This is a genomic window from Streptomyces seoulensis, assembly GCF_004328625.1.
Lineage (GTDB): Bacteria > Actinomycetota > Actinomycetes > Streptomycetales > Streptomycetaceae > Streptomyces > Streptomyces seoulensis.
This window is the reverse complement of sequence record NZ_CP032229.1, coordinates 3,270,550-3,291,744: the sequence shown is the minus strand read 5'-3', so window position 1 is coordinate 3,291,744 and position 21,195 is coordinate 3,270,550. Positions and strand designations below refer to the sequence as shown.

Below are 21,195 nucleotides of genomic sequence, written 5' to 3'. Positions count from 1 at the left end.
TCGAAGAAGGGCCCAGGTCATCCGACCTGGGTCTTTTTGGTGTCCGAGGCTCCTCAGAGAAGGTCCCGCCAGAAAGGGGCCGTCGCTCGGGGGCTCCAGTTCTCGTCGACCGCGAACTCGAAGCCATACTCACGCTCGATCCGGGTGAACTCGGCGAGTGTGGGCCCCGGCTCGAACTCGTAAAGACCTGACCGCGCCAGGCGACGTGCGGCCTCCGCGCCCAGGCGCACTCCCTCGTTGCTGATCACCGCCGCGCGCTAACGCCGACCGCGCTCGCCACCCGCCCACGCGCTCGAACGCCCGTGCAACCTTCCACCCCGCTCGCAGGTCTTCACGCCGTACGTCCTGTTCAGTGCTGTGTGAAAGGCCGCCGTGCGTCAGAAGAAGTTTGTGGTCGGTGTGAGTGGTGGGGTGATGGCGGCCGTTGTGCTGGGTGGCCCGGTGGTGGTCGCGCCGGAGGCGGTGGCTGCGGGGGTGAGTTGTCCGGCGAATGTGTACACGCGGGCGTTCTACAAGAACACCTCGTTCTCGGGCTCGCCGGTGAAGAGCGACTGTGACAGCGCCGTCGACCAGAGCTGGTCCGGCAGGCCGCTGGCCGGGGTGCCGGCGGACAACTTCGGTGTGCGCTGGTCGGTGAAGCGGGACTTCGGCTCCGGTGGCCCGTTCACGTTCGCGGTGTCCGCCACCGACGGCGTGCGGGTGTACCTGGACGGCGTGCGGAAGATCGACCTGTGGTCGGGTACGGGGGACAAGGCGCGGTCCAAGAGCGTCAACCTGACCGTCCCGTCCGGCAGCCACACCCTCCGCGTCGACAGCGTGAACTGGAGCGGCGCCGCGAAGGTCAAGTACAGCTACACGCCACGCACTTCGGCCCAGTACGACAAGACCAGGCCACTCGCCCCCACCGGCGTCAAGACCGCCTACGACACCACCACCCGCAGGACGACCGTCTCCTGGTCCGCCAACAAGGAGATGGATCTGGCGAGTTACTCCCTCTACCGGCGCCCCGAGGGCTCGGGCACCTGGACGCGGGTGACCACGACCAGTGCACACAGCTACACCGACCCCCTGGTGAACCCCGACGACCGTACGCCGTACTTCTACGAGGTCCGCGCGAAGGACAAGGCGGGCAACACCTCGTCGGGCAGCACCGACACCGTCGTCCGGCCACTGCCGATCGTGCCGTCCCTCACAGGTACGTACGACAGGACGACCGGCAAGGTCACCCTGAAGTGGCCGCAGAACACGGAACCGCAGTTCCACCACTACACGGTCCTGAGCAACGACCTGGTGGACGGCTCCTACGAATGGGTCCCGCTCGGCACCACCACGCGCTCCACCTGGACCACCGGCCCCGTCACCCCCGACGGCGAGTGGCGTCACTACCGCGTCCTGGTCACCAACGACGGCGGCACCACCACGTACAGCGCGAAGTGGCTCGACGCCACGGCCACCAACGAGCTGTGGCTGGGAATCCCCGACGGCATCGCCCCCGAGCGCGCCCCCGACCTGGCCCTGGGCACCTGCGCGGGCGGCGTCCGGGCCACCGCCTCGGACTCCACGCCGGCCCCGATCCGCGACTTCACCGGCTTCGAGATCGAGCGCCGCGAGGCGACGGCGGGCACCTGGGCGCCCGTCCTGCATCAGGGTTACGACCCGCGTCCCTACACGGCCGAGGCCACCGTCTGCGAGCCGCTGCCGGCCGACGGGCGCACCTACGAGTACCGGGCACGTTCCTACGACGCGGCCGGGAACTACTCGCCGTACAGCGAGACGCGGGCCATCACCGTGCCGGCCCAGCGGTCGGAGTGAGCGCTCAGCACCCTTGAGCGTGAGAGGGCCCCGGTCACCGGCCGGGGCCCTCTTCGTCGTCCGGGGCGGACCTCACGCGTCCCGATACCAGTGCGTCCCGCCCACCAGGAACTCGTACACCGGCCGCCCCCGGCTCCCGCTCGTGCGGAACGGCTTGCCGTGGTCGTTGATGCGGATGGTGCCCTGGCGGCCGGCGCTGTCCCACTGGAGGTCGACGTACCAGTGGACGTCGTGGGTGTCGGCGCGGGCGGTGAGGTAGAGGACCTCGGGGTCGGTGCGGCTGACCTTGTAGGGGAAGCCGCGCTGGCCGGCCTTGGGGGTCAGTACGGGGTGGGGGGCGTCGAGGTCGGTGTCGAAGGACCTCGTCTCCACGCCTCCACCGCAGCCCGAGGAGCCGAGGTACGCGTTCCAGGCGGGCGGCTGTCCGGAGCCGGCCACGCCGACGTGCATGGACTCGATGACCACGGCCTCGTCGCCGGTGCCCTGGACGGTCAGCGCCACGCGCTGCCGGTCGGCCGCGACGGCCCGGTGCGCCGCCACCCAGCCCGGCACGTCCTGCCCCATCACCGGCGGGGCGACCTCGGCGGGCGGCCGGTCGACGAGGTACTTCCCCTCGCACTGGGGGTCGTCCCAGCCGTAGGTGCGGGTGCTCACGGTGAGGGGGGCGGCGACGGCCCGGCCGGTGGTGCCGGGGTCCGGGGTGCCGCCGTCGTCCCGGTCGAGCGTCAGCGCGGTGGCCACCGTGACGACGAGGGCGACGGCCGCCGCGATCAGGGGCCAGTGCCTGCGGCGGGACGGCTCCGCCACGACGGCGGGGACAGACGGGGCGCTCTGCTGAGGCTCCGGCTCGGGTTCCGGCTCCGACTCCGGTTTCGGCGCCGGCTCCTGAGGGACCGCCGCCCGCCGTCCCCGCTCCCGCGCCGCGTCCGCCAGCACCCACCGCCGGTGCAGCTCCACCATCTCCTCCGGCGTCGCCCCGCACAGCCGGGCCATGCGGGAGACGACCGCGTAGTCGGCCGGTACGCCGTCCCCCCGGCAGTACCGGTGCAGGGTCGAGGTACTCATGTGCGCGCGCTTCGCCAGCGCCTCGTAACTCAGCCCGGACCGCTGCTTCAACTCGCGTAACAGCGCCGCGAACCCGGCGATCTCCTCAGCCGACCCCACCAGTCCCCCATCCCGTCCGGCATCCCATACCGAACGCGTTTCACCAGGTCAGAGCCGGTGCCGGCATCCCAGCATCCCGAAGATCCCGATGGAATGGCGGGCGGAACGCGGGGTGGCACAGGCTGAGGTCATCCAAGCACGGCACCCCACCGGTCACCGTGCTGGCCCAGCTTCCCCTGTGCCCAGGGCGCGTTGAACGGGCGGAAGCTCAACTCACTTACAGACAGGGCAACTCACCCATGCGCATCACCACCCGCACCGCGACCGCCTCCTCCCTGGTGGCCCTCACCGCGCTCGCCCTCGTGGGCGTCCAGGCCGGTACGGCCAGTGCCGTCACCACGGCCGGCTGCACCACCGCGAACACCAAGCTGACCGTCACCGAGGTGTCCCGCCCCATCAACCACCTGCTGCTCAAGGCCACCAACACCGGCACCACCAACTGCAACGCCTACTACGCCCCCGACCTGCGCGCCGGCGCCGACGCGCAGGCCCCACTGGCCTGGGTCGAGGACAGCAAGCCGCAGGCCGTGGTCACGCTCAAGCCGGGCGAGTCCGCGTACGCCGGCATCGCCACCTACTCCCCCGACGGCGAGGGCGGCACCACCACGAAGACCCTCGGTGTCCTCTTCACCGACCGCAACGCCGGCGGCACCGGCAAGGAGAAGACCCTGAACCTGCCGAACGGCGGGGTGTTCTTCAACAGCGCGGCTGCCGTGACGTACTGGCAGTACAGCGCGGCGGACGCCCTGACCTGGTAGGCACGTTGTCCCTGTACTCCCCCGGAATTGTCCGTGATCGGTAACACGCGCATCCCCCCGCTCCCGCCCTCCGTCCTGACAAGTGGTCGCGACGCGGCCGGGGTTGGGTGGGCGAGAGTGGGGGCGGCGATGGCGCGGCACAACGGGACGCGGGGCTGGTACGGCAAGGTGGTCGGGGCGGCGCTCGGGGTGACGATGCTCGCGGTCGGGGCGTCCATATGGACCGCGCAGGCCGACACCGCGGGCGCGCCCGCGCCGAAGCACGCGACCAGCAGTGTGAAGCCGGTCGACGTGACCATCGCGCACTCCTCGGACCGGGGCGCGCGCGGGGTCAACATCACCATCGACGACGGCCCCGACCCCACCTGGACGCCCCAGGTGCTGGCCGTGCTCGAGGAGTACGGGGTGAAGGCCACGTTCTGCATGGTCGGCACCCAGGCGCAGGCGCACCCCGAACTGGTGAAGCAGGTCGTCGCGGCCGGGCACCGGCTGTGCGACCACACGGTGTCGCACGACACCGCGATGGACAAGAAGCCCGTGGCCTACCAGTCGCGGCAGATCCTCGACGCCGAGCGCATGATCACCGAGGCGTCCGGGGGCGTACGGCCCATGTACTACCGCGCCCCCGGCGGCGCCTTCACCCCCGCCAGCCGCAAGCTCGCCGCCTCGCGCGGGATGCGGCCGCTGGGCTGGAACGTCGACACCAAGGACTTCGAACGGCCGGGCACGGACGCCATCGTGGCCACGGTCGAGCGTGAACTGCCCAACGGGCCGACGCTGTTGTTCCACGACGCGGGCGGCGACCGCTCGCAGACGGTCGCGGCGCTGCGGCGCGTACTGCCCGAACTCAAGCAGCAGGGCTACTCGTTCGGGTTCCCGGCGCGCTGAGGAGAGCCCGGCCCCTTCCCACTCCGAAAGGAACCTCCCCCCATGAACCGCCACCTGCGCAAGGCCGTCGTCGCCTCTGTCGCGATCACCGCCGGGCTGCTGATGACGGCGTGCCAGAGCGGCGCGGACTCCGCCGCCGACCCCGGCCCGAGCACCACGTCCGTCACGGGGACGGCCACGAAGTCCCCCGATGCCACCAGTCCCTCCCAGGTCCCGGACAGTCCCTCCGAGGCCCCGGACGCGGGCGGCCCCGAGCGGCAGTCCTCACGGCAGAGCACCGATGGCGGCGCCCCCTCCCCCTCCCGCGACACCGCCCTCGAAGGCATCGGCAAGGGCGAGGGCGTCAACGGCACCTGGTTCGGCAACGTCTCCTACCTCGCCCCCGGCAAGTACACGGTCAGCGGCCAGAAGGGCGCCGAGCAGGAGTTCCTCGTCGCCGAGGACACCGAGATCACCGGCTACGACGACATCTGCGGCGACCCGGGCGCGGCCGGCGGCACCAGGTGCACCGAGGCCCAGCTGGAGACGGCCGCGAAGAAGGGTGTCTCGGCGGAGGTCGTGATCAGGAACGGCATCGCCACGAGCGTGCGCGACGACCACTGAGCCCGATCGGGTCCACGCCTCACGCGGGTTCGAGCTGCGGCTCCGCGCGGGGCGCCGGCGGTACGGGGTTCGGCTCCCAGCGGGCCGTGGTGCGGACGTAGCCGTAGATCACCGCGGCCGTCGCCAGGAGGACGAGGGGGCCGGCCACCCAGGGGTGGTGGGCCATCCGGACGGGCAGGAAGCGGACCGAGAGCAGCAGGGCGGTGAAGAACGCCGTCCCGCCGGCGACCTGCTGTACGGCCAGGCGGTTCCAGCCGTGGTCGAGGGCGCGCAGGGTCGTCTCGATGGTGAGGGTGAACACCACGCCGGCGACGAGGTCGATGCCGTAGTGGTAGCCGAACCCCAGCGTCGCGGTGAGGGTGGCCAGCAGCCAGAAGGTGCCCGCGACGCGCAGGAAGCGCGGGGCCCGGCGGGAGTGGATGAAGATCGCGGTGGCCCAGGCGGTGTGCAGGCTGGGCATGCAGTTGCGGGGCGTTATCGCGTCGTAGACCACCGGGTGCGGGGTGCCGATGGGGGGCGGGGTGTGCGGCCAGAGTTCGGCGACGGCCCAGTGCGCGCTGCCCGTGCCGAAGGCGCCGGTGCCGTAGGCGAAGACGGGGCCGACCACCGGGTAGATCATGTAGATCGCCGGTCCGAGGAGGCCGATCACCAGGAACGTACGCACCAGATGGTGGGCCGGGAAGCGGCGCTCGGCCGCCACGTTGCGCAGCTGGTACAGCGCCACGACGACCGCGGCCACCGCGAGCTGGCCGTAGACCGCGTCCAGGACATGGGAGCCGATCGGACCGGTGGCCTCGACGATCCGGCCCGCCACCCAGGACGGGTTGCCCAGCGCGTGGTCGGCGGTCGCCACGTACGGGTCGAGCACCTGGGGGCGGGTTCTGGAGGTGATCAGCAGCCAGGTGTCGCCCGTCTTGCGGCCGGCCACCAGCAGCAGGCCCAGGCCGACGCCCTTCAGCAGCAGGGTGCGCTCCGCGCCGGTACGGCGGGTGAGCGCGACGACGCCGCAGCCCAGCACCACCCACAGCGCGCCGTTGCCGAAGGCGCGGCCCTCGATCCCGCCGACTCCGCCGATGCCGAACACCCAGCGGGTCAGCGCGAGGACGGCGTCGATACCGAGCGCCGCCGCGACCGCGATGAACCGCTGCCGCCAGGTGAGCACCACGAGGGTCAGCGCCAGACCCGCGTACAGCAGGGCACCCGACTTGGGCCGGTACACCAGCTCCGCGACCTGGTGGGTGAGCGGCCCCGGCAGGCCGTAGCGGCGCGCGGTCAGCTCCAGCACGACGAGGAATCCGAGGGCCGTCACGCCCGCCGCCGCCCAGAGTCTCTTCCGTGACCGGGCCCCCGGGGTGGACGCGGTCGTGCCGGATATTCGCGAAAGCCCCCGTGACAGCATGCGCCTCGTTCTCTATTCGTTTTGCCGGGTTCTTGTGTATTCAGGTCGATTTGGTCGCGGAAATGGTGAAGCCGTACCCAACGTGGTGACACCGGAGCGGAGTCGGTATGTCGGGTGCGACAACACCACACCACCCGGAAGCCAATCAAAGGTGGCATGGAAAAGCGCCCCCTGGGGACACAAATCGATCACCAAACGGGCGCGGGATGTCTTTACGGACACGCGAGACGGCTATGCGAACAGGCCCGGACGGGGTTCGTCCGGGCCTGTTCGACGGGGTGCGGGTGTTCAGGGGCCTGGGATCAGACCGCGACGTTCCCGCCCTCGTTGCGACGGCGGCGGACGACGAAGACCGCGCCGAGGCCGAGCGCGACGGCCGCGCCGCCGGCCAGGGCTATCGCCGGGAGGGCCGAGCTGGAGCCGGTCTCGGCGAGGTGGCCCTGCGGGACGACCTGGGTGTTGCCGGCGGGCTTGGTGGTGGGCAGGGGCTTGCTGCCGCCCTGCGGCTTGGGGGTGGAGTCGTCCACCGGGCCGGGCGTGGTGCCGGCGGCGAGGATGTCGAAGTCGTAGAAGTCGCTGCCCGAGGCGGTGACGCAGTTGCCCTGGTCGTCCGCGTACATGCCGATGTTGATGGCGAAGCCGAACCCGGCGGGGGCCTTCTTGTCCACCGACAGGCGCAGGTCGATGGAGAACGACTCCTTGGCCTTCACGTCGGTGTAGCCGAGGTAGCCGGCGGCCTCGTCGTCCTCGTCCACGGAGATGTCGTTCCACTTGCCGGTGGACGGGTCCTGGTACTGGAGGGTGAGGTACTGGGTGGCGTCGTAGTCGTCGTCGCTGATCGCCGCGGCGAAGACACCGAGGTCGACCCGCTTGTAGGAGTGGGTGCCCGAGTTCTTCACGTTGAGCTTGAAGCCGTGGAACCCGCTGCCCGCGACGACCTTCGACGGCAGGCCGGTGAGGCTGGTGCTCAGCTCCTTGTCGAGCTTCGGGTCGGTCTCGTCGCAGTCCTCCGGGCCGGTGGACGCGGACGCCGACGCGGAGGCGGAAGCGCTCGGCGAGGTGGAGACGGAGGTGGACGCCGAGGGGGAGGTGGTGTCCTTGCTGGGCGCGGCCGAGGTGGAGTTCTCGGCGGGCGGGGTGGAGGTCTCCGCTTCGGCCGAGGTGGAGGTCCCACCGGCCGGAGTGGAGGTGACGTTCCCCTCGGGCTCGGTCGAGGCGGACTCGGAGGAGGTGGGCGACGAGGGGTTCTCCTCCGCCTGCGCCACCGACGCCGTCATGAGCACGACCGGAGAAAGGACGGCCGTCGCGGCAGCGAGGGCCAGGGAACGACGCAGCTTCATCAGGAACCTCTGGGCAGCAGGGATCAACGTTTCCGCATAGCTGACCCACAGGAGGGAAGAAGGGTTGCCCAAAAAGTTTCGAAATCTCTACGCGAACTACCGCGGTTCCGCACACAGATGGGGCATTGCTGATCATTTCCGGGTGAGACGGGCGGGGCTCAGGAGGCCGGCGCGGCAATCGGTACGGCCTGGCCCGTGACCCGCACGGGAGTCTCGTACGGGTCGACCTCGACGGTGAGATCGCTCGGGCGGCCCATGTCCTCGCCCTGGCGGACGGTGACCGTGCTCGGCGCGGTCACCAGGCCGACGGTGCGCATATAGCCGCCGAACGCCGCTGCCGCCGCGCCGGTCGCCGGGTCCTCGACGACTCCGCCGACGGGGAAGGGGTCGCGGGCGTGGTAACTGTTGTCGTTCTCCCGCCAGACGAGGTGGACGGTCGTCCACCCGTGGGTGCGCATGACGGTGGTGAGGGCGTCGAAGTCGTAGTCCAGGTCGGCCAGTCGGGCGCGGGAGGCGGCGGCGAGGATCAGGTGGTCGTTGCCGGCGAAGGCCACGTGCGGGGGCAAGGCCGGGTCCAGGTCGGCGGCGTCCCAGCGCAGGGCGGCGAGGGCGGCGGCCAGTTCGGCGGGGGCGGCCGGGCGGGAGCGGGTGGGGACGCTGGTGAGGGTCGCCCGTACGGTGCCGTCCTGTCCGGCGCTCGTCTCGACCTTGATCTCCCCCGCGGGGGTGTCGAAGAGGAGTGCGCCGGTGCCGACGCGCTCGGCGAGGGCCACCGAGGTGGCGACCGTGGCGTGGCCGCAGAAGGCGACCTCGGCGAGGGGGCTGAAGTAGCGGAGCGTGAACCGGCGCCGGTCGTCGTCCCGTTCGGTGACGAAGGCGGTCTCGGAGTAGCCGACCTCGGCCGCGAGGGCGAGCATCTCCTGCTCGCCGAGGCCGATCGCGTCGAGGACGACCCCTGCGGGGTTTCCCCCCTGGGGGTCGGGGGTGAACGCCGCGTAGCGCAGGACTTCGGGTGCCGTGGTGTGAGCCATGCCCTCATGCTGGCGCCCCTGGGGGCATCAACACCAACGATAGTTTTTCATACGAGCCATCGGCATGCCCGATGGCTTGCGCGAGGGCTGGTTAGCCTTCCGGCATGGAAACCCGGCTCCTCCAGACCTTCGCCGTGCTGGCCAGAACGGGCAGCTTCACCGCCGCCGCGACCGAGCTGCGGCTCGCCCAGTCCACGGTGACCGTGCAGATCAAGGCGTTGGAGAAGGCGCTCGGCACGCGGCTGTTCGACCGGCTGGCCAGGGGGGCGCTGCTCACCGAGGACGGGCGGCGGCTGCTCGGCCCGGCCGAGGAGGTGCTGGAGGCGGAGTCCCGGCTGTTCGCGGCCGCCGCCGAGGAGGGGCCCGTCAGCGGGACGGTGGTGGTGGGCGCGGGCGAGACCCTGTGCTCGGCCCATCTGCCGTTGATCGTCGCCGCGTTGCGCGAACTCCACCCCGAGGTGGAGGTCCAGCTCGAACCCCGTGGCACCGCCGCCGCCCTGACCGGCCTGCGCTCCGGGCAACTGGACGTCGCCCTGCTGCTGGAGGACCGCGTCGACCACGCGGACATCCGCGCGGAACGCGTCGCCGCCCAGCCGCTGGATTTGCTGTGCGCCCCGGGCCACCGTCTGGCGGACCGCACCCACCCGGCGACCTGGGAGGAGCTGGCCAAGGAGGACTTCTTCCTCCACGAACAGGGCTGCTCGTACAGCGACTGGCTCGCCGGCCAGCTCCTGGCGGTCCCCGGCGCCCACCCCCGCATGACCCGCTTCGGCAGCATCGAGGCGGCCCGCTCCTGCGTCACCGCGGGCCTCGGCCTGACCGTCCTCCCCCACGCGAACGCCGCCCGCGCCCTGGCGGAGGGCCGCCTCACCCTGGTGCCGGGGCCTCCGCTGCCGGACGTACCGATCCACCTGGCCCAGCACCGCCGCAGGCAGCCGAGTCGGGCGGCTCGGGCGGTGGTGGGGGCGGTGGTGCGGCATTTCGAGACGGCGTGACGCCGTCCGGAGCCACCGCACTCCACGTCCGGAGCCGTCTCACTCCAAGTACGCCACCACCGACCGGTGGAACCGATGGACCGCCTCGTCCACGCTGCGGATGAAGCTGGACTCGGCGTTGCCCCGGGTGCTGCCCATGGTTTTGAGGAGGGAGAGGCGGAAGCCGAGGACCGGGGTGTTGGTGGTGGGGAGCATGTTGCCGGGTTCGGGGCGGAGGCGTTCCAGGGTGCTGCGGGGGCCGGCGCCGCCCTCGACGAGGGTCTCGACGTGCAGGTCGGCGGGCGCCTCGGCCAGGCGGCGGATGAGGCGTTTGGCCCAGCTCAGGGGGTAGCCCTGGGTGGGCGCCGGGATCTCGATCGAGGTGCGCAGACGGCCCGTGCGCAGATCGGCGGTGAGGGCCAGGACGCCCGGCGTGCCCTCGATGCGCAGCTCGGCGCCGAGGCGGCCGTCCGCGCAGAGCCGGTCGGCGAGCTGGGCGCGCCGTGCCGCCGGATCGGTGCCCCGGCGGGAGCGCTGGACGGGCAGCACCTTGTGGCCGAGCTCGCCGCCCAGGCGCAGGCAGACCTGGCGGACCAGGCGCTCCCAGCTCTCCACCACCTCCAGCGCGCGCGGGTCGCCCTGGCAGAGGGTCTCGTCGTCGATGCCGTTGCGCACCGGGACCCAGGCCGCGCCCATGTTCTGGAAGCCGTGGCAGCCGGAGTTCTCGTGCTGGAGGTAGTGCAGCAGTTCGCGGAGCAGCCAGGCGTGCGCGGCGTCGTTCACACCCTCGTGCTGGATCAGCATCTGCGCCTGGTGCGCGACCTCGGCCCAGGACAGGTGCCGCAGCGCCACCTTGTGCTTGCGCCGCCCGTCGACCTTGACGTCGACCAGCGGGCTGCCCTCCAGCTCGACGTCGTTGGTCAGTGTGATGACCGCCTCGTAGCCCCGGCGCGCGGCGATGTCCATGTACGCCTGGACCTGCTCGCCCTTGAGCGCGTTGCCGTTGGTCTTCGTCTCGACCAGCGCCGTCCACAGCTTGCCCGCGCGCTCGACCCGGATCACCCCGTCCGGGCGGCGCGGGGTGTCGCCGTACGGCAGCGCGACCTCGGTGAAGGTCTCCATCCGCCCGGCCGGCGCGCCGAAGGCCGCAGTGAGCCGGCGGCCGAACTCCGGGATCTGCGCCATCACCGACAGCAGCACCGAGGTCGCCCGCGCCTCCCGGTCCCGGTCGCTCTTGAGCGCGGACACCGGGAACAGCCGGGCCTGGCGCCAGGAGTCGTTGTCCGCCAGCGACCGCCGGGGCGCCTTCGGCAGCGTGACCTTCTTCTTCGCGGTACGGGGCCGGGCGGGCGTCTTCGCGGCCACGGCGGTCCGGGGTGCGGGGACCTGCGCCCGTACGGGCTCCTCCGGCGCGGCCTGCTCGACCGGGGCCGGCGACTCCTCCTCGGCCGCGTCGTCGATGTCCACGCCGAAATCGGTGGCGAGGCCCGCGAGTCCGGAGCCGTAGCCCTGGCCGACCGCGCGGAACTTCCACGCCCCGTCCCGCCGGTACAGCTCGCCGAAGATGAACGCGCTCATCGGGCCCGTGTCGGTGATCGTGAAGCCGACCAGCTCCGTGCCGACCCCGTCCGCCAGCGTGAGGCGCAGGTTCTCCAGCTCCCCGAAGTGCGCGCCCTCGTACCGGCTCGCCGCCACCACGATCCGGGTGACCTCGGCCGGGATCGCGGTCAGGTCGAAGCCGATGCGGTCCTGGCTGCCGTCCCCCGTGGGCGTCTTGCCCAGCAACTGCACGCTGCCGTCCGGCGCGACGGGGTTGTTGTAGAAGTAGAAGTCGGCGTCGCTGCGTACCTTGCCGTCGGAATTCAGCAGCAGTACGGAGACGTCCGCGTCGCCCTCCCCCGTGGGGCTCGACCAATTCAGGCCGACCACCACGGAATCGACGCTCTCGCTCAGCGCCGCCAGTGCCGCATTGGCTCCCTTGGCCAACTCCTGCATGATCCAGCCCCCCAAGTAGTGCCCCGCGGACGCGCCTCCCCCCGGCACCGACCTGCGCCGATGACACCGTGCGACGCGTCGCGCACTCAGTGCCCGAGAACGTTAATACGCACCGGGCATAACCGCGCCGGTCCGGACGGAAGAAGTGGTGCGGGGAAAGGGAGTTTGGGGAGCCTTTTACGGAGCGGGCCCGCGCGGCCGGGTCCCCGTTAGGGTGACAAAACTTCGGGGCACGACCCCGGTTGTCGAAGGGGAGCGCGTTCGGTATGCCAACGCTCAGTGTCCTGACGCCCGTTCACGACGGTGGGCACGGGTATCTGCGGGAGTTGTACGACTCGTTGCGCGCACAGCGGTTGCCCGGGGGGTGGGGGCTTCAGTGGGTGGTGCAGGAGGACGGGGAGTCGGGGCGGCCAGCGGGGGTGTTGCCGGAGGAGGGGTGGATCTCCACCGGGGGCGGACGGCACGGTGGGGCCGCGCGGGCTCGGACGCTCGGGCTGGCCCGGGTCACCGGGGCGCTGCTGCGGTGTGTGGACGCCGATGATCTGCTGCCCGACGCCGGCACACTCGCCCGTGACATCGAGGTGCTGACCGCGAACCCGGGCTACGGCTGGACCGTCTCGCCCTGTCTCGACCTGCACCCCGACGGGCGGCTCGAACCCGGCCCCTACGACCCCGAGCCCGGTCCGCTGCCCGCCCGGACCCTGTTGGACGGCGCCGCGCGCGGGGCGATGCCGGTGGTCGGGACCACGCAGACCGTGCACACCGAGCTGGTCCGGCTGCTGGGCGGCTGGCCCGCGCTGCCCGCCTTCGAGGACGGGGCGCTGCTGCTGAGCTGCGAGGCGGTCAGCCCCGGCTGGATGCAGGGAGAGCCCGGCACGCTCTACCGCAAGCACCCCACCCAGCACACCGCGTCCGCGGCCTTCCGTGACCGTGCCGAGGCAAGGCTCCGGGTCCAGATCGCCGTCCAGCGGGCGGAGGCGCTGCACACGGCGGGCTGGCGCTGGCGGCCCACGGCTCTCAAGGGCTGACCCGGCCGCCTTCGTGTTTCACGTGAAACCACCCGATCGCCCCCTCATTTACGGCTGGACGTCCTGCTCGGCACCGGCGTGTCCGTCCGCGGGGCCGGCACCGTGGCGCGCGGGGCGCGGGGCGACTCGATGTCGGCCAACAGGCGGTGCAGGGAGGCGCGTACGGAGGGGATGTCGGGGGAGTCCTGGGTGCCCGACAGGGGGACGCGGGCGTCCAGTGTGGCCAGGGTGCGGTGGGCGCGGTGCCAGGCGCGGGCGGTGTGGCCCTGGTGGTGGTCGGTGTAGGCGCGGGCGTAGCGGGCCAGCGCCGTCGCCCAGGCGTCGTCGCGTACGCCGGGGGAGGCCAGCGCCCGGCGCGCGCTGCGGCCCGCCGCGCCCGGTGCGGTGGGGGCCTGGGCCACAGCCAGTGCCGCGAGGCTCACGGCGGGGGCCGGGCCGCCGGGGGCGAACAGCGGGACGGTGTCGGCGGCCTGCCGGAAGCACTCAGCCGCGGTACGCGCGTCGCCGCGCTCCCATGCCAGGACGCCCTGGACGTGGGCGACCCAGCCGATCAGCGCGTCGTCACCGGCGAGGACCGCCACCGGCCAGACCTGGCCGAGCAGGGCGCGGGCGGTGACCGGGTCGCCGGGGGCGTGCAGCCAGGCGGCGAGCCAGCGGGCGCGGGCGGTGAGGTGGTCTTCGGCGCTCGCGCGGGGCAGCAGCCGGGCCAGATGGGCGCGGCCCTCCTCCGCGTGGTCGTGCACCGTCCACCAGAACCACAGGTCGGCCACCGTGGCCAGCGCCGCCGTGACCTGTGCGGCCGGGGCCTCGGGGCGGGACGCGTACTCCACCAGCGCCGTCAGGTCGGCCGCGTTGTCCCGGACCAGTCGGGCCGCCTGGCACTGGTCGCCCGCGTGCCACAGGTGCTCGGCGACCTCCGCGAGGCGGCGGTGGTGCAGCACATGGCGTTCCACGGCGACCTCGAACTCACCGGCCGCGCGCAGGCGTTCGGCGCCGAAGTCGCGGGCGGCACGGGTCATGCGGTAGCGGGGCGGGCGCAGGCCACCCGGTTCGTCCAGGGTCTCCAGCACTCCGGCGGCGGCCAGCCGGGCGAGGCAGGTGGAGACCTGTTGCGGGGCGACGCCCGCGCCCGCGCACAGATAGGCCGCCGTCGGCTCGGTGAACGCACCCCGGAAGACGCTGCTCCGGCTCCACACCGCCCGCTCCGGCCGCTCGCACAGCAGATACGCCGCGCCGACCGCCGACCGCAGCGAGCGGTGCCGCCGCAGCGCCGGGCCGGGGGCGGCCAGCCAGCACTGGCCCTGCTCCAGCCGGTCGGCCAGCGCCCAGGAGGAGGGCTCGGCGTCCAGCTGACCGGCGGCCAGCTCCACGGCGAGGGGTACGCCCTCCAGGACCCGGCAGATCCGGGCCACGGCCGCCGACGCCGCTCCCTCCGCGCAAAAACCCGGAGCGGTGTCACGGGCCCGCGCGAGGAACAGCTCCACCGCCGCGTCCGGGGCCAGCGGGGCCAGCCGCAGCACCTGTTCCTCCCCGAGTCCGAGCGCCTGGCGGCAGGTCACCAGCACCCGTACACCGGGTACGTCCATCAGCAGCCGTTGCACCAGCCCCGCGCACTCGGTGCGCACCGCGTCGGCGTCGTCGAGCAGCAGCAGTACGGGCCGCCGCCCGGCCGTACCCCGCAGCGCCGCGACCAGGTCGGCGAGGGCGGGCCGGGCCTTGGCACGGGTACCCCGCGCGTCCGGTACGGCTCCCGCGCCGACCGTCCGCCGCCCACCCGTGCCCGTACTCCGCGGCCCCAGCACCGCCTCCGCCACCCGGGCGGCGAGCGCCCCCACGGCCACGGGCCCGCCACCGCCGGGGCACCGCACGTAGATCACCCGGGCCCAGGGGCACACGCCGTCCGAACCCGCACTCGCCCCGACGGCGGCCAGCGCGCTCTTCCCCACCCCCGCTGCCCCCGTCACCGTCACCAGCCGGTTCCGGGCCAGCCCCTCCCGGAGGGACTGCGTCTCCGCGCCCCGTCCGATCAGCCCGTCCGGTCCGCAACGCCCCGCTGCGGACGCCCACTCGGTGCCTTCGGCGTATGCCCACACTGTTCTGCGCTCCGTAGCTCGCGGCGATGCGGCACCCGTGGCCGCACGCTCAGAGAGGGCGCCGAATCGTTCCTGCACCACGGCGCCCCAACGCAGAGTCCAACGGCCGCCCGCGACCTCGGGTGCGGACACGGCCCAGGGATCACACGGCGCACTGAACCCTCGTACACAGGTGCACATACCGGTGGGCGACCCGGAGTCCGAGCCGCCCACGCGTCCAGCCTGCCGGGAGGACCTAGTAGTCGTCGTCCTCGTCCGGCCCCTTCCGCTTGTCGCCGCCCCGGCCGGTCTTGTCGTCCGGCTCGATCGTGCGGACCGGGCGGGTGCGGCCGGGCTCGGGGAGTTCGCCGAGGTGGCTGCGGAGGTAGAGCACGTCGCCGACGAACAGGTCGTAGAGGAAGATGCCGACCAGGCCGCCGATCAGCGGGCCGACGATGGGAATCCACCAGTAGCCGCTGAACTGGCCCGGCACACTGCCCGGGAAGGCGAGGCTGCCCCAGCCCGCCACCCAGGTGAACAGCCGGGGGCCGAAGTCACGGGCGGGGTTGATGGCGTAGCCCGCGTTGGCGCCGTAGGACATGCCGATCGCGGCGACCGCGAAGCCCACGATCAGCGGGGCCAGGTTCGCCTTCACCGCCTGGTTGCGCAGGTCCAGGATGGCGACCACGAACATCACCAGGAAGCCCGCGCCGACGATCTGGTCGATCAGCGGACCCCAGATCCCGCCGTGGAAGTAGGGCGCCGGGAAGGTGGCGAAGATGGAGAAGGAAGCCAGGGTGTGGCCGTCGGTCTTGGGCCCCGGCACCGCCGTGTCGAAGGCGTCGATCGCGTTGTGGTAGACGAGGTACACCAGCGCCGCCCCCGCGAACGCGCCGGCGACCTGGGCGAACCAGAACGGCAGCACCTTCAGCCAGGGGAAGCCCCGGCGTACGGCCATGGCGAGGGTGACCGCCGGGTTGAGGTGGGCGCCGCTGACGCCGCCGGCCACGTACACACCGAAGGTCACGGCCAGCGCCCAGCCCCAGGCGACCAGCAGCCAGTCACCGGCGGCGAGGAAGATCGTCGTGGTGGTGGCGGCGCGGCCGGAGCCCGGCAGCGCGGCGACGGCCATGGCGACCACACCGCAGCCGAACGCGATCAGGACGAAGGTCCCGATGAACTCCGCCATCAGCTCGCCCGCCAGACCGCCCCGGTGCCGGAGCCGGGACGGCTTGATGAGCGGGGGAATGTCTACAGCAGCCATTGAGGCCCCCTAGCAGAGGAGGGGTCGGGCAAACATCCTCATATTCACCCACTCCACTCCGGCCCGCAGGACGGGAAACCCGTCTGGCCTAAGGGTTCTTGCCGGGGGCGCCCTCGGGGCGACGCCCTACGGGACGTCAGGCCCGCGCCGGACGCGCCGTCTGGGCCGCCGTCACCGTACGCACCATCAGCGCACCCGCCACGGCCGCGCCCGCCACGGCCAGGTCGGCCGCCACCAGGGGCCCGATCTCGGAGTAGGCGCGGGCGATGACCGAGTCGGTGTCCCTCTGCTGGAGGAAGCCCCCGAACAGCCCGGCCAGCCACAGCCCCCACCACACGTTGACCACCACCGGCAGCCGGGCCCCCGGCGCACTCGCCCGGTAGGCGTCGGCCACGATGCCGCGCGGGAACCAGAGGTTCACCACCGGCACCACCCACCCCAGGTACACCCAGACACCGGCGTACTTCGGCGGGCGCCCCGACAGCGCGCGGGCGTTGTCCCGGACCCGCCCCAGCCACATCAGGAAGGCCGCCGCGCACAGCAGGGTGAGCAAGGAACCGGCCGTGCTCACCAGGTGGTACGAGTTCTCCAGGGAGGTCAGCGGGCGATGCACACCGTCGCCCTGGTCCGGCACCCCGGAGGCCGGCTCGCCCGCGCCGTACAGCCGTATCTCCCACACGGCCCGCGCCAGCCAGCCGGCCCCGGTCAGCAGCAGCGCCCCCGCGGCCAGGCGCGCGAGGGTGTCCGAGGCTCGCGGGTCGGCGGGCGCGGGCGGGGTCTCGAGAGCGTTGTCCATGGTCACGGGGCCATCCTGGCCCGGCCGGCGCACCGGACACCAGGGACTTTCCAGCCCGGAACGACCATGGGACCCGGACAAGAGGCCGGTGCCGCGCGGGAGAGCGTCGCGGCACCGGCCCGTACGGGGTGGCAGTCGGTCAGAGGGCCGCGCGGCCCTCCGGGTGCCAGGTCGCCAGCGCCCAGATGATGAAGAAGTCGATCGCGATCAGGATCAGCGACCAGATCGGGGCGTACGGCAGGAACAGGAACTGCAGGATCAGGCCCAGCGAGGTGATCACGATGCCGACCACCCGCGCCCAGGCCGCTCCCATCAGCACCCCGGCGCCGGTCGCCACCACGATCACCCCGGCGACCAGCAGGATCCAGCCCCAGCCGGTCAGGTTGATCTTGTAGACGTAGGCGTTGATCCGGGCGTACACGTCGTCCGCGGCGATCGCCGAGATGCCCTGGAAGATGTGGAGGATGCCGTTCACCAGCATCAGCACACCCGCGAAGACCGCGCCTCCCTCGGCCAGCCCGTTGCGCTCGGGCCGCACCGACTGCGTCTGCTGGGTCATGGCCGTTACCTCCGACGTCTCGTCCCCCGTGAACCCCGGACGGGGTCGTAGATACGACGATCGGGGCCACGGCGCCGGACTACCACGGGGGCTAGGCCATACGGGTGACGCCCCGGAGCAGGCTCAGGCGTCTCAGGCCATCCAGAAGAACACCGCCGTCATCCGCTTCTCCGCCAGCGTGCGCCCCGTGTAGGCGGTCGCGCTGTGCACCAGATTGGCGTTGTACAGGAGCAGCCGGTTGGCCCGGTGCGGGACGCGGACGTCCTCCTCGAAGGTGTCGGGGGCGACGAAGCGGGTGCCGAGGGCGTCGACGAGGTTGTTGTGCGGGGCCTGGACGAGATTGCCGCCGAGCCGGCCGCCGGGCAGGGACTGGCGGTAGAAGCTGGTGCCGCAGGACTTCGGCACGGCCGGGTTGAGGTAGAGCACGGCCGCGTACCGGCACAGCGCGCGCGAGTCCGTGTGCGGGCGGGGCTCGCTCTCGCCCTCGCCGACGACCTGCACGCAGTTGTGATTGAGGGTGCCGCCGCCGGGCGCCCGCTGCACCCACAGCTCCTTCGCACCGGTCGCCCGCTTCACCAGCCGCTCCACCCGGGCCAGTTCACCGGTTTCGAGGCCGGGCATCGCGCGCAGTCCGGGCCAGGTCTCCGAGGTGTACGGGTACCCCTCGGCCCAGTCCTCCTTGGCGAGACACCGCTCGCGCACCGCGCCGGCGTCGGGCAGGGCGTCGTCCAGCACCCAGTAGTCGCGGCCCTCGGTGGGCTTGCGGTACGGCAGGACGGGCAGGGCGGCGGGCGAGCGGGGCGGTGGCTGTGGGGGCATGCGGCGAAATCTAGGCTTCTGGCCTGCGGCGCTTCGCCCGGAGAGAGGTCAACCTTTGGCCAACGTCCGCTCATACACTGGTTGTTGGCGGGCCAAGGACGACACCGCCGCACAGCACCGGAAACCGGCGCGGAATCTTTACGGCGGACGTCGAGACGAATCGGCTCCGCGTCCGTACTGCTGTGTGTCTGAACCGCCTGTCGGCGGAACCACGACCGGGCAGGAGGAACGGTGCGCTTTTCGCGGAACGCGACGGGAACTCTCTTCGTGGGCGGTGCCATGGCACTGACCCTCGCGGCGCTGGCCTACCCGAGCATGCTCGGGCTGAACACCGTCTCCAGTTCACAGACCCGTATCGTCGCCAACACCCAGTGGGGTCCGCTCACCGAGCAGGACCGGGACTTCGTGGTGAAGGTGCGCGCGGCCGGGCTGTGGGAGTACCCGCTCGGGCAGATCGGACTCCAGAAGGGCTCCTCCCCGGGTGTCAAGGAGGCCAGCAAGCACCTGATCGACGGGCACGCAGCGCTGGACGCCTCCTGCCGCAAGATCGCGCCGATGCTGAACATCACGATCCCCAACGTGGCGAGCCCCCAGCAGGAGGGTTTCGTGACCCAGCTCAAGGGTGAGACGGGCAAGGCGTTCGACACCGACTTCGCCAACATCCTCCGGATGACGCACGGTTCGATCTTCAACGCCATCGCGAAGATCCGGTCCACCACCAAGAACTCGCTGATCCGCTCGCTGGCCGACCAGGCCAACGACACCGTGCTGGACCACATGACGGTGATGGAGAAGACCGGTCTGGTCGACTTCGACCAGACCATCTTCCAGCAGACCACCCCGCCCAAGCTGCCCTCGGACAACCTGACGCCCCCCGCGCCGGACCCGGGTCAGCCGCAGGTCGTGCTCACCCCGCCGCCGAACGCCACCTCGACCCCGCTGGCCATCCCCGGCGAACCGGGCTCGAACAGCACCCGCGAGGACCCGGCCCCGGCCGAGCCGAGCCCCACGCCGACGATCGGCTAACCGAGCCAGACGGTGGTGTCCGGCGGCAGCACGTCCGGCTCGCTCAACGGCGTGCTGGACAGCAGGAGTTCGCCCGCCGGGCGGGCCACCGGCTCCGTGGTGAGGTTGGTCAGGCAGCGCCAGCCGGGGGCGCGGGTGAAGTCCAGGACGCCGGGCGGGGCGCCGGGCGTCCAGCTGAGTTCCTCGCCCTGGAGCAGCTTGCGGCGCAGCCGGAGCGCGGTGCGGTACAGCTCCAGCGTGGAGCCCTCGGCGCCGGTCTGCGCCTCGACGGCGTACCGGGCGAACGACTCCGGCTGCGGCAGCCACGCCGGTCCGGGCCCGAAGCCGTACGAGGGTCCCCTGACCGTCCACGGCAGGGGTACGCGACTGCCGTCCCGGCCCCTGCGGGTGTGCCCCGACTGCTCCCAGACCGGGTCGCGCAGGGCCGCCGCGGGCAGGTCGGCGACCTCGGGCAGGCCCAGTTCCTCGCCCTGGTAGAGGTAGGCCGAGCCGGGCAGCGCCAGCATCAGCAGGGTCGCGGCGCGGGCCCGGCGCAGCCCTGCCTCCGGGTCGGTGGCGGGGTCGGTGCCGCCCGAGCGGAGCCAGGCGTCCAGGTCGGTGCCGGGCGGCAGGATCAGGCGGGAGGCGTGCCGGACCACGTCGTGGTTGGAGAGCACCCAGGTGGCCGAGGCGCCGACGGTGTGCGCCTCGGTGAGGGAGGCGGTGATGGCGCGGCGGAGTCGGTCCGCGTCCCAACCGGTCTCCAGATACTCGAAGTTGAACGCCTGGCCGAGTTCGTCCGGGCGGGCGTACAGGGCGCGGCGGGTGTCGGGGACCCAGGCTTCGGCGACGGCGGTGCGGGGCGGGTCGTAGGTGTCCAGCAGGGTGCGCCAGTCGCGGTAGATCTCGTGGACCTCGTCCCGGTCCCAGTAGGGGTGGCTGCCGGGGGCGATCCGGGGCAGGGCCTCCTCGCCGGTGGCGCCGATGCCCCCGACGTCCCGCAGGGGTTCGGTGAGGTCCTTGGCGAGGCCGTGGGCGACGTCCACGCGGAAGCCGTCCACGCCCCGGTCGGACCAGAAGCGCAGGGTGGTGCGGAAGTCCTCGCGGACCTCGGGGTGCGACCAGTCGAGGTCGGGCTGCTCGGGGGCGAACAGGTGCAGGTACCAGTCGCCGTCCGGGACGCGGGTCCAGGCGCTGTCGCCGAACACCGACTGCCAGTCGGTGGGCGGGAGTTCGCCGTACGTGCCTCTGCCGGGCCGGAAGACGTGGCGGGCGCGGGCCGCCGAGCCGGGCGCGGAGAGCAGGGCCTCCTGGAACCAGGGGTGGCGGTGGGAGGTGTGGTTGGGGACGAGGTCGACGACGACCTTCAGGCCCAGCCGGTGGGCCTCCGCGGCCAGCGCGTCGAAGTCGGCCAGGGTGCCGAGGCGGGGGTCGACGCCCCGGTGGTCGGCGACGTCGTAGCCGCCGTCGGCCAGTTCGGAGGGGTAGAAGGGGCTGAGCCACAGGGCGTCGACGCCGAGCGTGGCCAGGTGGTCCAGGCGGGCGGTGACGCCCGCGAGGTCGCCCAGGCCGTCGCCGTCCGCGTCCGCGAAGCTGCGGGGATAGACCTGGTAGATGACGGCCTGCCGCCACCAGTCGGGGTTCCTGGACGAGAGGTCCGCCATGCGGGCTCCATGTCACCTAGAGGG

General features: G+C 72.4%; 19 protein-coding genes. 7 read left to right on the top strand and 12 right to left on the bottom strand.

The window, feature by feature from the left end; all coding sequences use genetic code 11:
- Positions 1-53 precede the first annotated feature (53 nt).
- Positions 54-248 carry a hypothetical protein gene (locus tag D0Z67_RS15285; protein WP_078872970.1) on the bottom strand — a complete coding sequence of 65 codons (195 nt, stop codon included), beginning with the start codon at positions 246-248 and terminating at the stop codon, positions 54-56.
- Between the two features lie 166 nt (positions 249-414).
- Here D0Z67_RS15285 and D0Z67_RS30410 point away from each other — a divergent pair, with 166 nt between their 5' ends.
- A complete protein-coding gene (locus D0Z67_RS30410) occupies positions 415-1,812 on the top strand; it encodes a fibronectin type III domain-containing protein (protein WP_267974109.1) in 1,398 nt (465 codons plus the stop codon).
- Between the two features lie 72 nt (positions 1,813-1,884).
- Here D0Z67_RS30410 and D0Z67_RS15270 read toward each other — a convergent pair whose 3' ends face one another.
- Positions 1,885-2,976 (bottom strand): helix-turn-helix domain-containing protein, encoded by a 1,092-nt coding sequence (locus D0Z67_RS15270; RefSeq protein WP_234312555.1) that lies wholly within the window; start codon positions 2,974-2,976, stop codon positions 1,885-1,887.
- Between the two features lie 239 nt (positions 2,977-3,215).
- On the opposite strand from D0Z67_RS15270, the gene D0Z67_RS15265 reads away from it, so the two are divergent.
- The 3 genes from D0Z67_RS15265 (at position 3,216) to D0Z67_RS15255 (ending at position 5,225) form a co-directional block, all read left to right on the top strand.
- Positions 3,216-3,734, top strand: coding sequence for a DUF4232 domain-containing protein (locus D0Z67_RS15265; RefSeq protein WP_031178951.1), 519 nt, complete (start codon positions 3,216-3,218; stop codon positions 3,732-3,734).
- A 129-nt stretch (positions 3,735-3,863) separates the two neighbouring features.
- Positions 3,864-4,622 carry a polysaccharide deacetylase family protein gene (locus D0Z67_RS15260; protein WP_031178952.1) on the top strand — a complete coding sequence of 253 codons (759 nt, stop codon included), beginning with the start codon at positions 3,864-3,866 and terminating at the stop codon, positions 4,620-4,622.
- Between the two features lie 42 nt (positions 4,623-4,664).
- Positions 4,665-5,225: a superantigen-like protein SSL4 gene (locus tag D0Z67_RS15255; RefSeq protein ID WP_031178953.1), complete on the top strand. Its 561-nt coding sequence runs from the start codon at positions 4,665-4,667 to the stop codon at positions 5,223-5,225.
- A 19-nt stretch (positions 5,226-5,244) separates the two neighbouring features.
- On the opposite strand, the gene D0Z67_RS15250 is transcribed toward D0Z67_RS15255, so the two are convergent.
- The 3 genes from D0Z67_RS15250 to D0Z67_RS15240 form a co-directional block, all read right to left on the bottom strand.
- Positions 5,245-6,624, bottom strand: a complete 1,380-nt coding sequence (locus tag D0Z67_RS15250) for a phosphatase PAP2 family protein (RefSeq protein WP_078872973.1) — start codon at positions 6,622-6,624, stop codon at positions 5,245-5,247.
- A gap of 302 nt (positions 6,625-6,926) precedes the next feature.
- Positions 6,927-7,964 carry an LAETG motif-containing sortase-dependent surface protein gene (locus D0Z67_RS15245; protein ID WP_031178955.1) on the bottom strand — a complete coding sequence of 346 codons (1,038 nt, stop codon included), beginning with the start codon at positions 7,962-7,964 and terminating at the stop codon, positions 6,927-6,929.
- Between the two features lie 158 nt (positions 7,965-8,122).
- Positions 8,123-8,995, bottom strand: a complete 873-nt coding sequence (locus tag D0Z67_RS15240) for a PhzF family phenazine biosynthesis isomerase (protein ID WP_031178956.1) — start codon at positions 8,993-8,995, stop codon at positions 8,123-8,125.
- Positions 8,996-9,099: 104 nt separating this feature from the next.
- Here D0Z67_RS15240 and D0Z67_RS15235 point away from each other — a divergent pair, with 104 nt between their 5' ends.
- On the top strand, positions 9,100-9,990 hold the full coding sequence (locus tag D0Z67_RS15235; protein ID WP_031178957.1) for a LysR family transcriptional regulator: 891 nt from the start codon (positions 9,100-9,102) through the stop codon (positions 9,988-9,990).
- Between the two features lie 39 nt (positions 9,991-10,029).
- On the opposite strand, the gene D0Z67_RS15230 is transcribed toward D0Z67_RS15235, so the two are convergent.
- Positions 10,030-11,964, bottom strand: a complete 1,935-nt coding sequence (locus D0Z67_RS15230; RefSeq protein WP_031178958.1) for a TerD family protein — start codon at positions 11,962-11,964, stop codon at positions 10,030-10,032.
- A gap of 380 nt (positions 11,965-12,344) precedes the next feature.
- Here D0Z67_RS15230 and D0Z67_RS15225 point away from each other — a divergent pair, with 380 nt between their 5' ends.
- Positions 12,345-12,992 carry a GltA gene (locus tag D0Z67_RS15225; RefSeq protein ID WP_234312557.1) on the top strand — a complete coding sequence of 216 codons (648 nt, stop codon included), beginning with the start codon at positions 12,345-12,347 and terminating at the stop codon, positions 12,990-12,992.
- A gap of 44 nt (positions 12,993-13,036) precedes the next feature.
- On the opposite strand, the gene D0Z67_RS15220 is transcribed toward D0Z67_RS15225, so the two are convergent.
- The 5 genes from D0Z67_RS15220 to D0Z67_RS15200 form a co-directional block, all read right to left on the bottom strand.
- Positions 13,037-15,085: an ATP-binding protein gene (locus tag D0Z67_RS15220; RefSeq protein ID WP_051887423.1), complete on the bottom strand. Its 2,049-nt coding sequence runs from the start codon at positions 15,083-15,085 to the stop codon at positions 13,037-13,039.
- A gap of 235 nt (positions 15,086-15,320) precedes the next feature.
- Positions 15,321-16,328 (bottom strand): MIP/aquaporin family protein, encoded by a 1,008-nt coding sequence (locus tag D0Z67_RS15215; protein ID WP_051887424.1) that lies wholly within the window; start codon positions 16,326-16,328, stop codon positions 15,321-15,323.
- A 136-nt stretch (positions 16,329-16,464) separates the two neighbouring features.
- Positions 16,465-17,124: a DUF4328 domain-containing protein gene (locus tag D0Z67_RS15210; RefSeq protein ID WP_031178962.1), complete on the bottom strand. Its 660-nt coding sequence runs from the start codon at positions 17,122-17,124 to the stop codon at positions 16,465-16,467.
- Between the two features lie 139 nt (positions 17,125-17,263).
- Positions 17,264-17,683, bottom strand: a complete 420-nt coding sequence (locus D0Z67_RS15205) for a DUF7144 family membrane protein (RefSeq protein WP_037774156.1) — start codon at positions 17,681-17,683, stop codon at positions 17,264-17,266.
- Positions 17,684-17,815: 132 nt separating this feature from the next.
- The gene (locus D0Z67_RS15200) at positions 17,816-18,502 is read right to left on the bottom strand and encodes a DUF6445 family protein (protein WP_031178964.1); all 687 of its coding nucleotides are present in this window, start codon (positions 18,500-18,502) and stop codon (positions 17,816-17,818) included.
- 279 nt (positions 18,503-18,781) lie between these two features.
- On the opposite strand from D0Z67_RS15200, the gene D0Z67_RS15195 reads away from it, so the two are divergent.
- Positions 18,782-19,528 carry a DUF4142 domain-containing protein gene (locus D0Z67_RS15195; protein WP_382846531.1) on the top strand — a complete coding sequence of 249 codons (747 nt, stop codon included), beginning with the start codon at positions 18,782-18,784 and terminating at the stop codon, positions 19,526-19,528.
- Here the strand turns inward: D0Z67_RS15195 and D0Z67_RS15190 are convergent.
- Complete coding sequence (locus tag D0Z67_RS15190; protein WP_031178966.1) at positions 19,525-21,171, bottom strand: glycoside hydrolase family 13 protein; 1,647 nt, start codon at positions 21,169-21,171, stop codon at positions 19,525-19,527. The genes D0Z67_RS15195 and D0Z67_RS15190 overlap by 4 nt on opposite strands.
- Between the last annotated feature and the right edge of the window lie 24 nt (positions 21,172-21,195).

Coding starts and splice junctions, on each gene's coding strand:
- D0Z67_RS15255 (WP_031178953.1), top strand. CDS start 4,665: ATGAACCGCCACCTGCGCAAGGCCGTCGTCGCCTCTGTCGCGATCACC.
- D0Z67_RS15265 (WP_031178951.1), top strand. CDS start 3,216: ATGCGCATCACCACCCGCACCGCGACCGCCTCCTCCCTGGTGGCCCTC.
- D0Z67_RS30410 (WP_267974109.1), top strand. CDS start 415: ATGGCGGCCGTTGTGCTGGGTGGCCCGGTGGTGGTCGCGCCGGAGGCG.
- D0Z67_RS15195 (WP_382846531.1), top strand. CDS start 18,782: ATGGCACTGACCCTCGCGGCGCTGGCCTACCCGAGCATGCTCGGGCTG.
- D0Z67_RS15215 (WP_051887424.1), bottom strand. CDS start 16,328: ATGGCTGCTGTAGACATTCCCCCGCTCATCAAGCCGTCCCGGCTCCGG.
- D0Z67_RS15245 (WP_031178955.1), bottom strand. CDS start 7,964: ATGAAGCTGCGTCGTTCCCTGGCCCTCGCTGCCGCGACGGCCGTCCTT.
- D0Z67_RS15200 (WP_031178964.1), bottom strand. CDS start 18,502: ATGCCCCCACAGCCACCGCCCCGCTCGCCCGCCGCCCTGCCCGTCCTG.
- D0Z67_RS15210 (WP_031178962.1), bottom strand. CDS start 17,124: ATGGACAACGCTCTCGAGACCCCGCCCGCGCCCGCCGACCCGCGAGCC.
- D0Z67_RS15190 (WP_031178966.1), bottom strand. CDS start 21,171: ATGGCGGACCTCTCGTCCAGGAACCCCGACTGGTGGCGGCAGGCCGTC.
- D0Z67_RS15205 (WP_037774156.1), bottom strand. CDS start 17,683: ATGACCCAGCAGACGCAGTCGGTGCGGCCCGAGCGCAACGGGCTGGCC.
- D0Z67_RS15240 (WP_031178956.1), bottom strand. CDS start 8,995: ATGGCTCACACCACGGCACCCGAAGTCCTGCGCTACGCGGCGTTCACC.
- D0Z67_RS15260 (WP_031178952.1), top strand. CDS start 3,864: ATGGCGCGGCACAACGGGACGCGGGGCTGGTACGGCAAGGTGGTCGGG.
- D0Z67_RS15230 (WP_031178958.1), bottom strand. CDS start 11,964: ATGCAGGAGTTGGCCAAGGGAGCCAATGCGGCACTGGCGGCGCTGAGC.
- D0Z67_RS15235 (WP_031178957.1), top strand. CDS start 9,100: ATGGAAACCCGGCTCCTCCAGACCTTCGCCGTGCTGGCCAGAACGGGC.
- D0Z67_RS15250 (WP_078872973.1), bottom strand. CDS start 6,624: ATGCTGTCACGGGGGCTTTCGCGAATATCCGGCACGACCGCGTCCACC.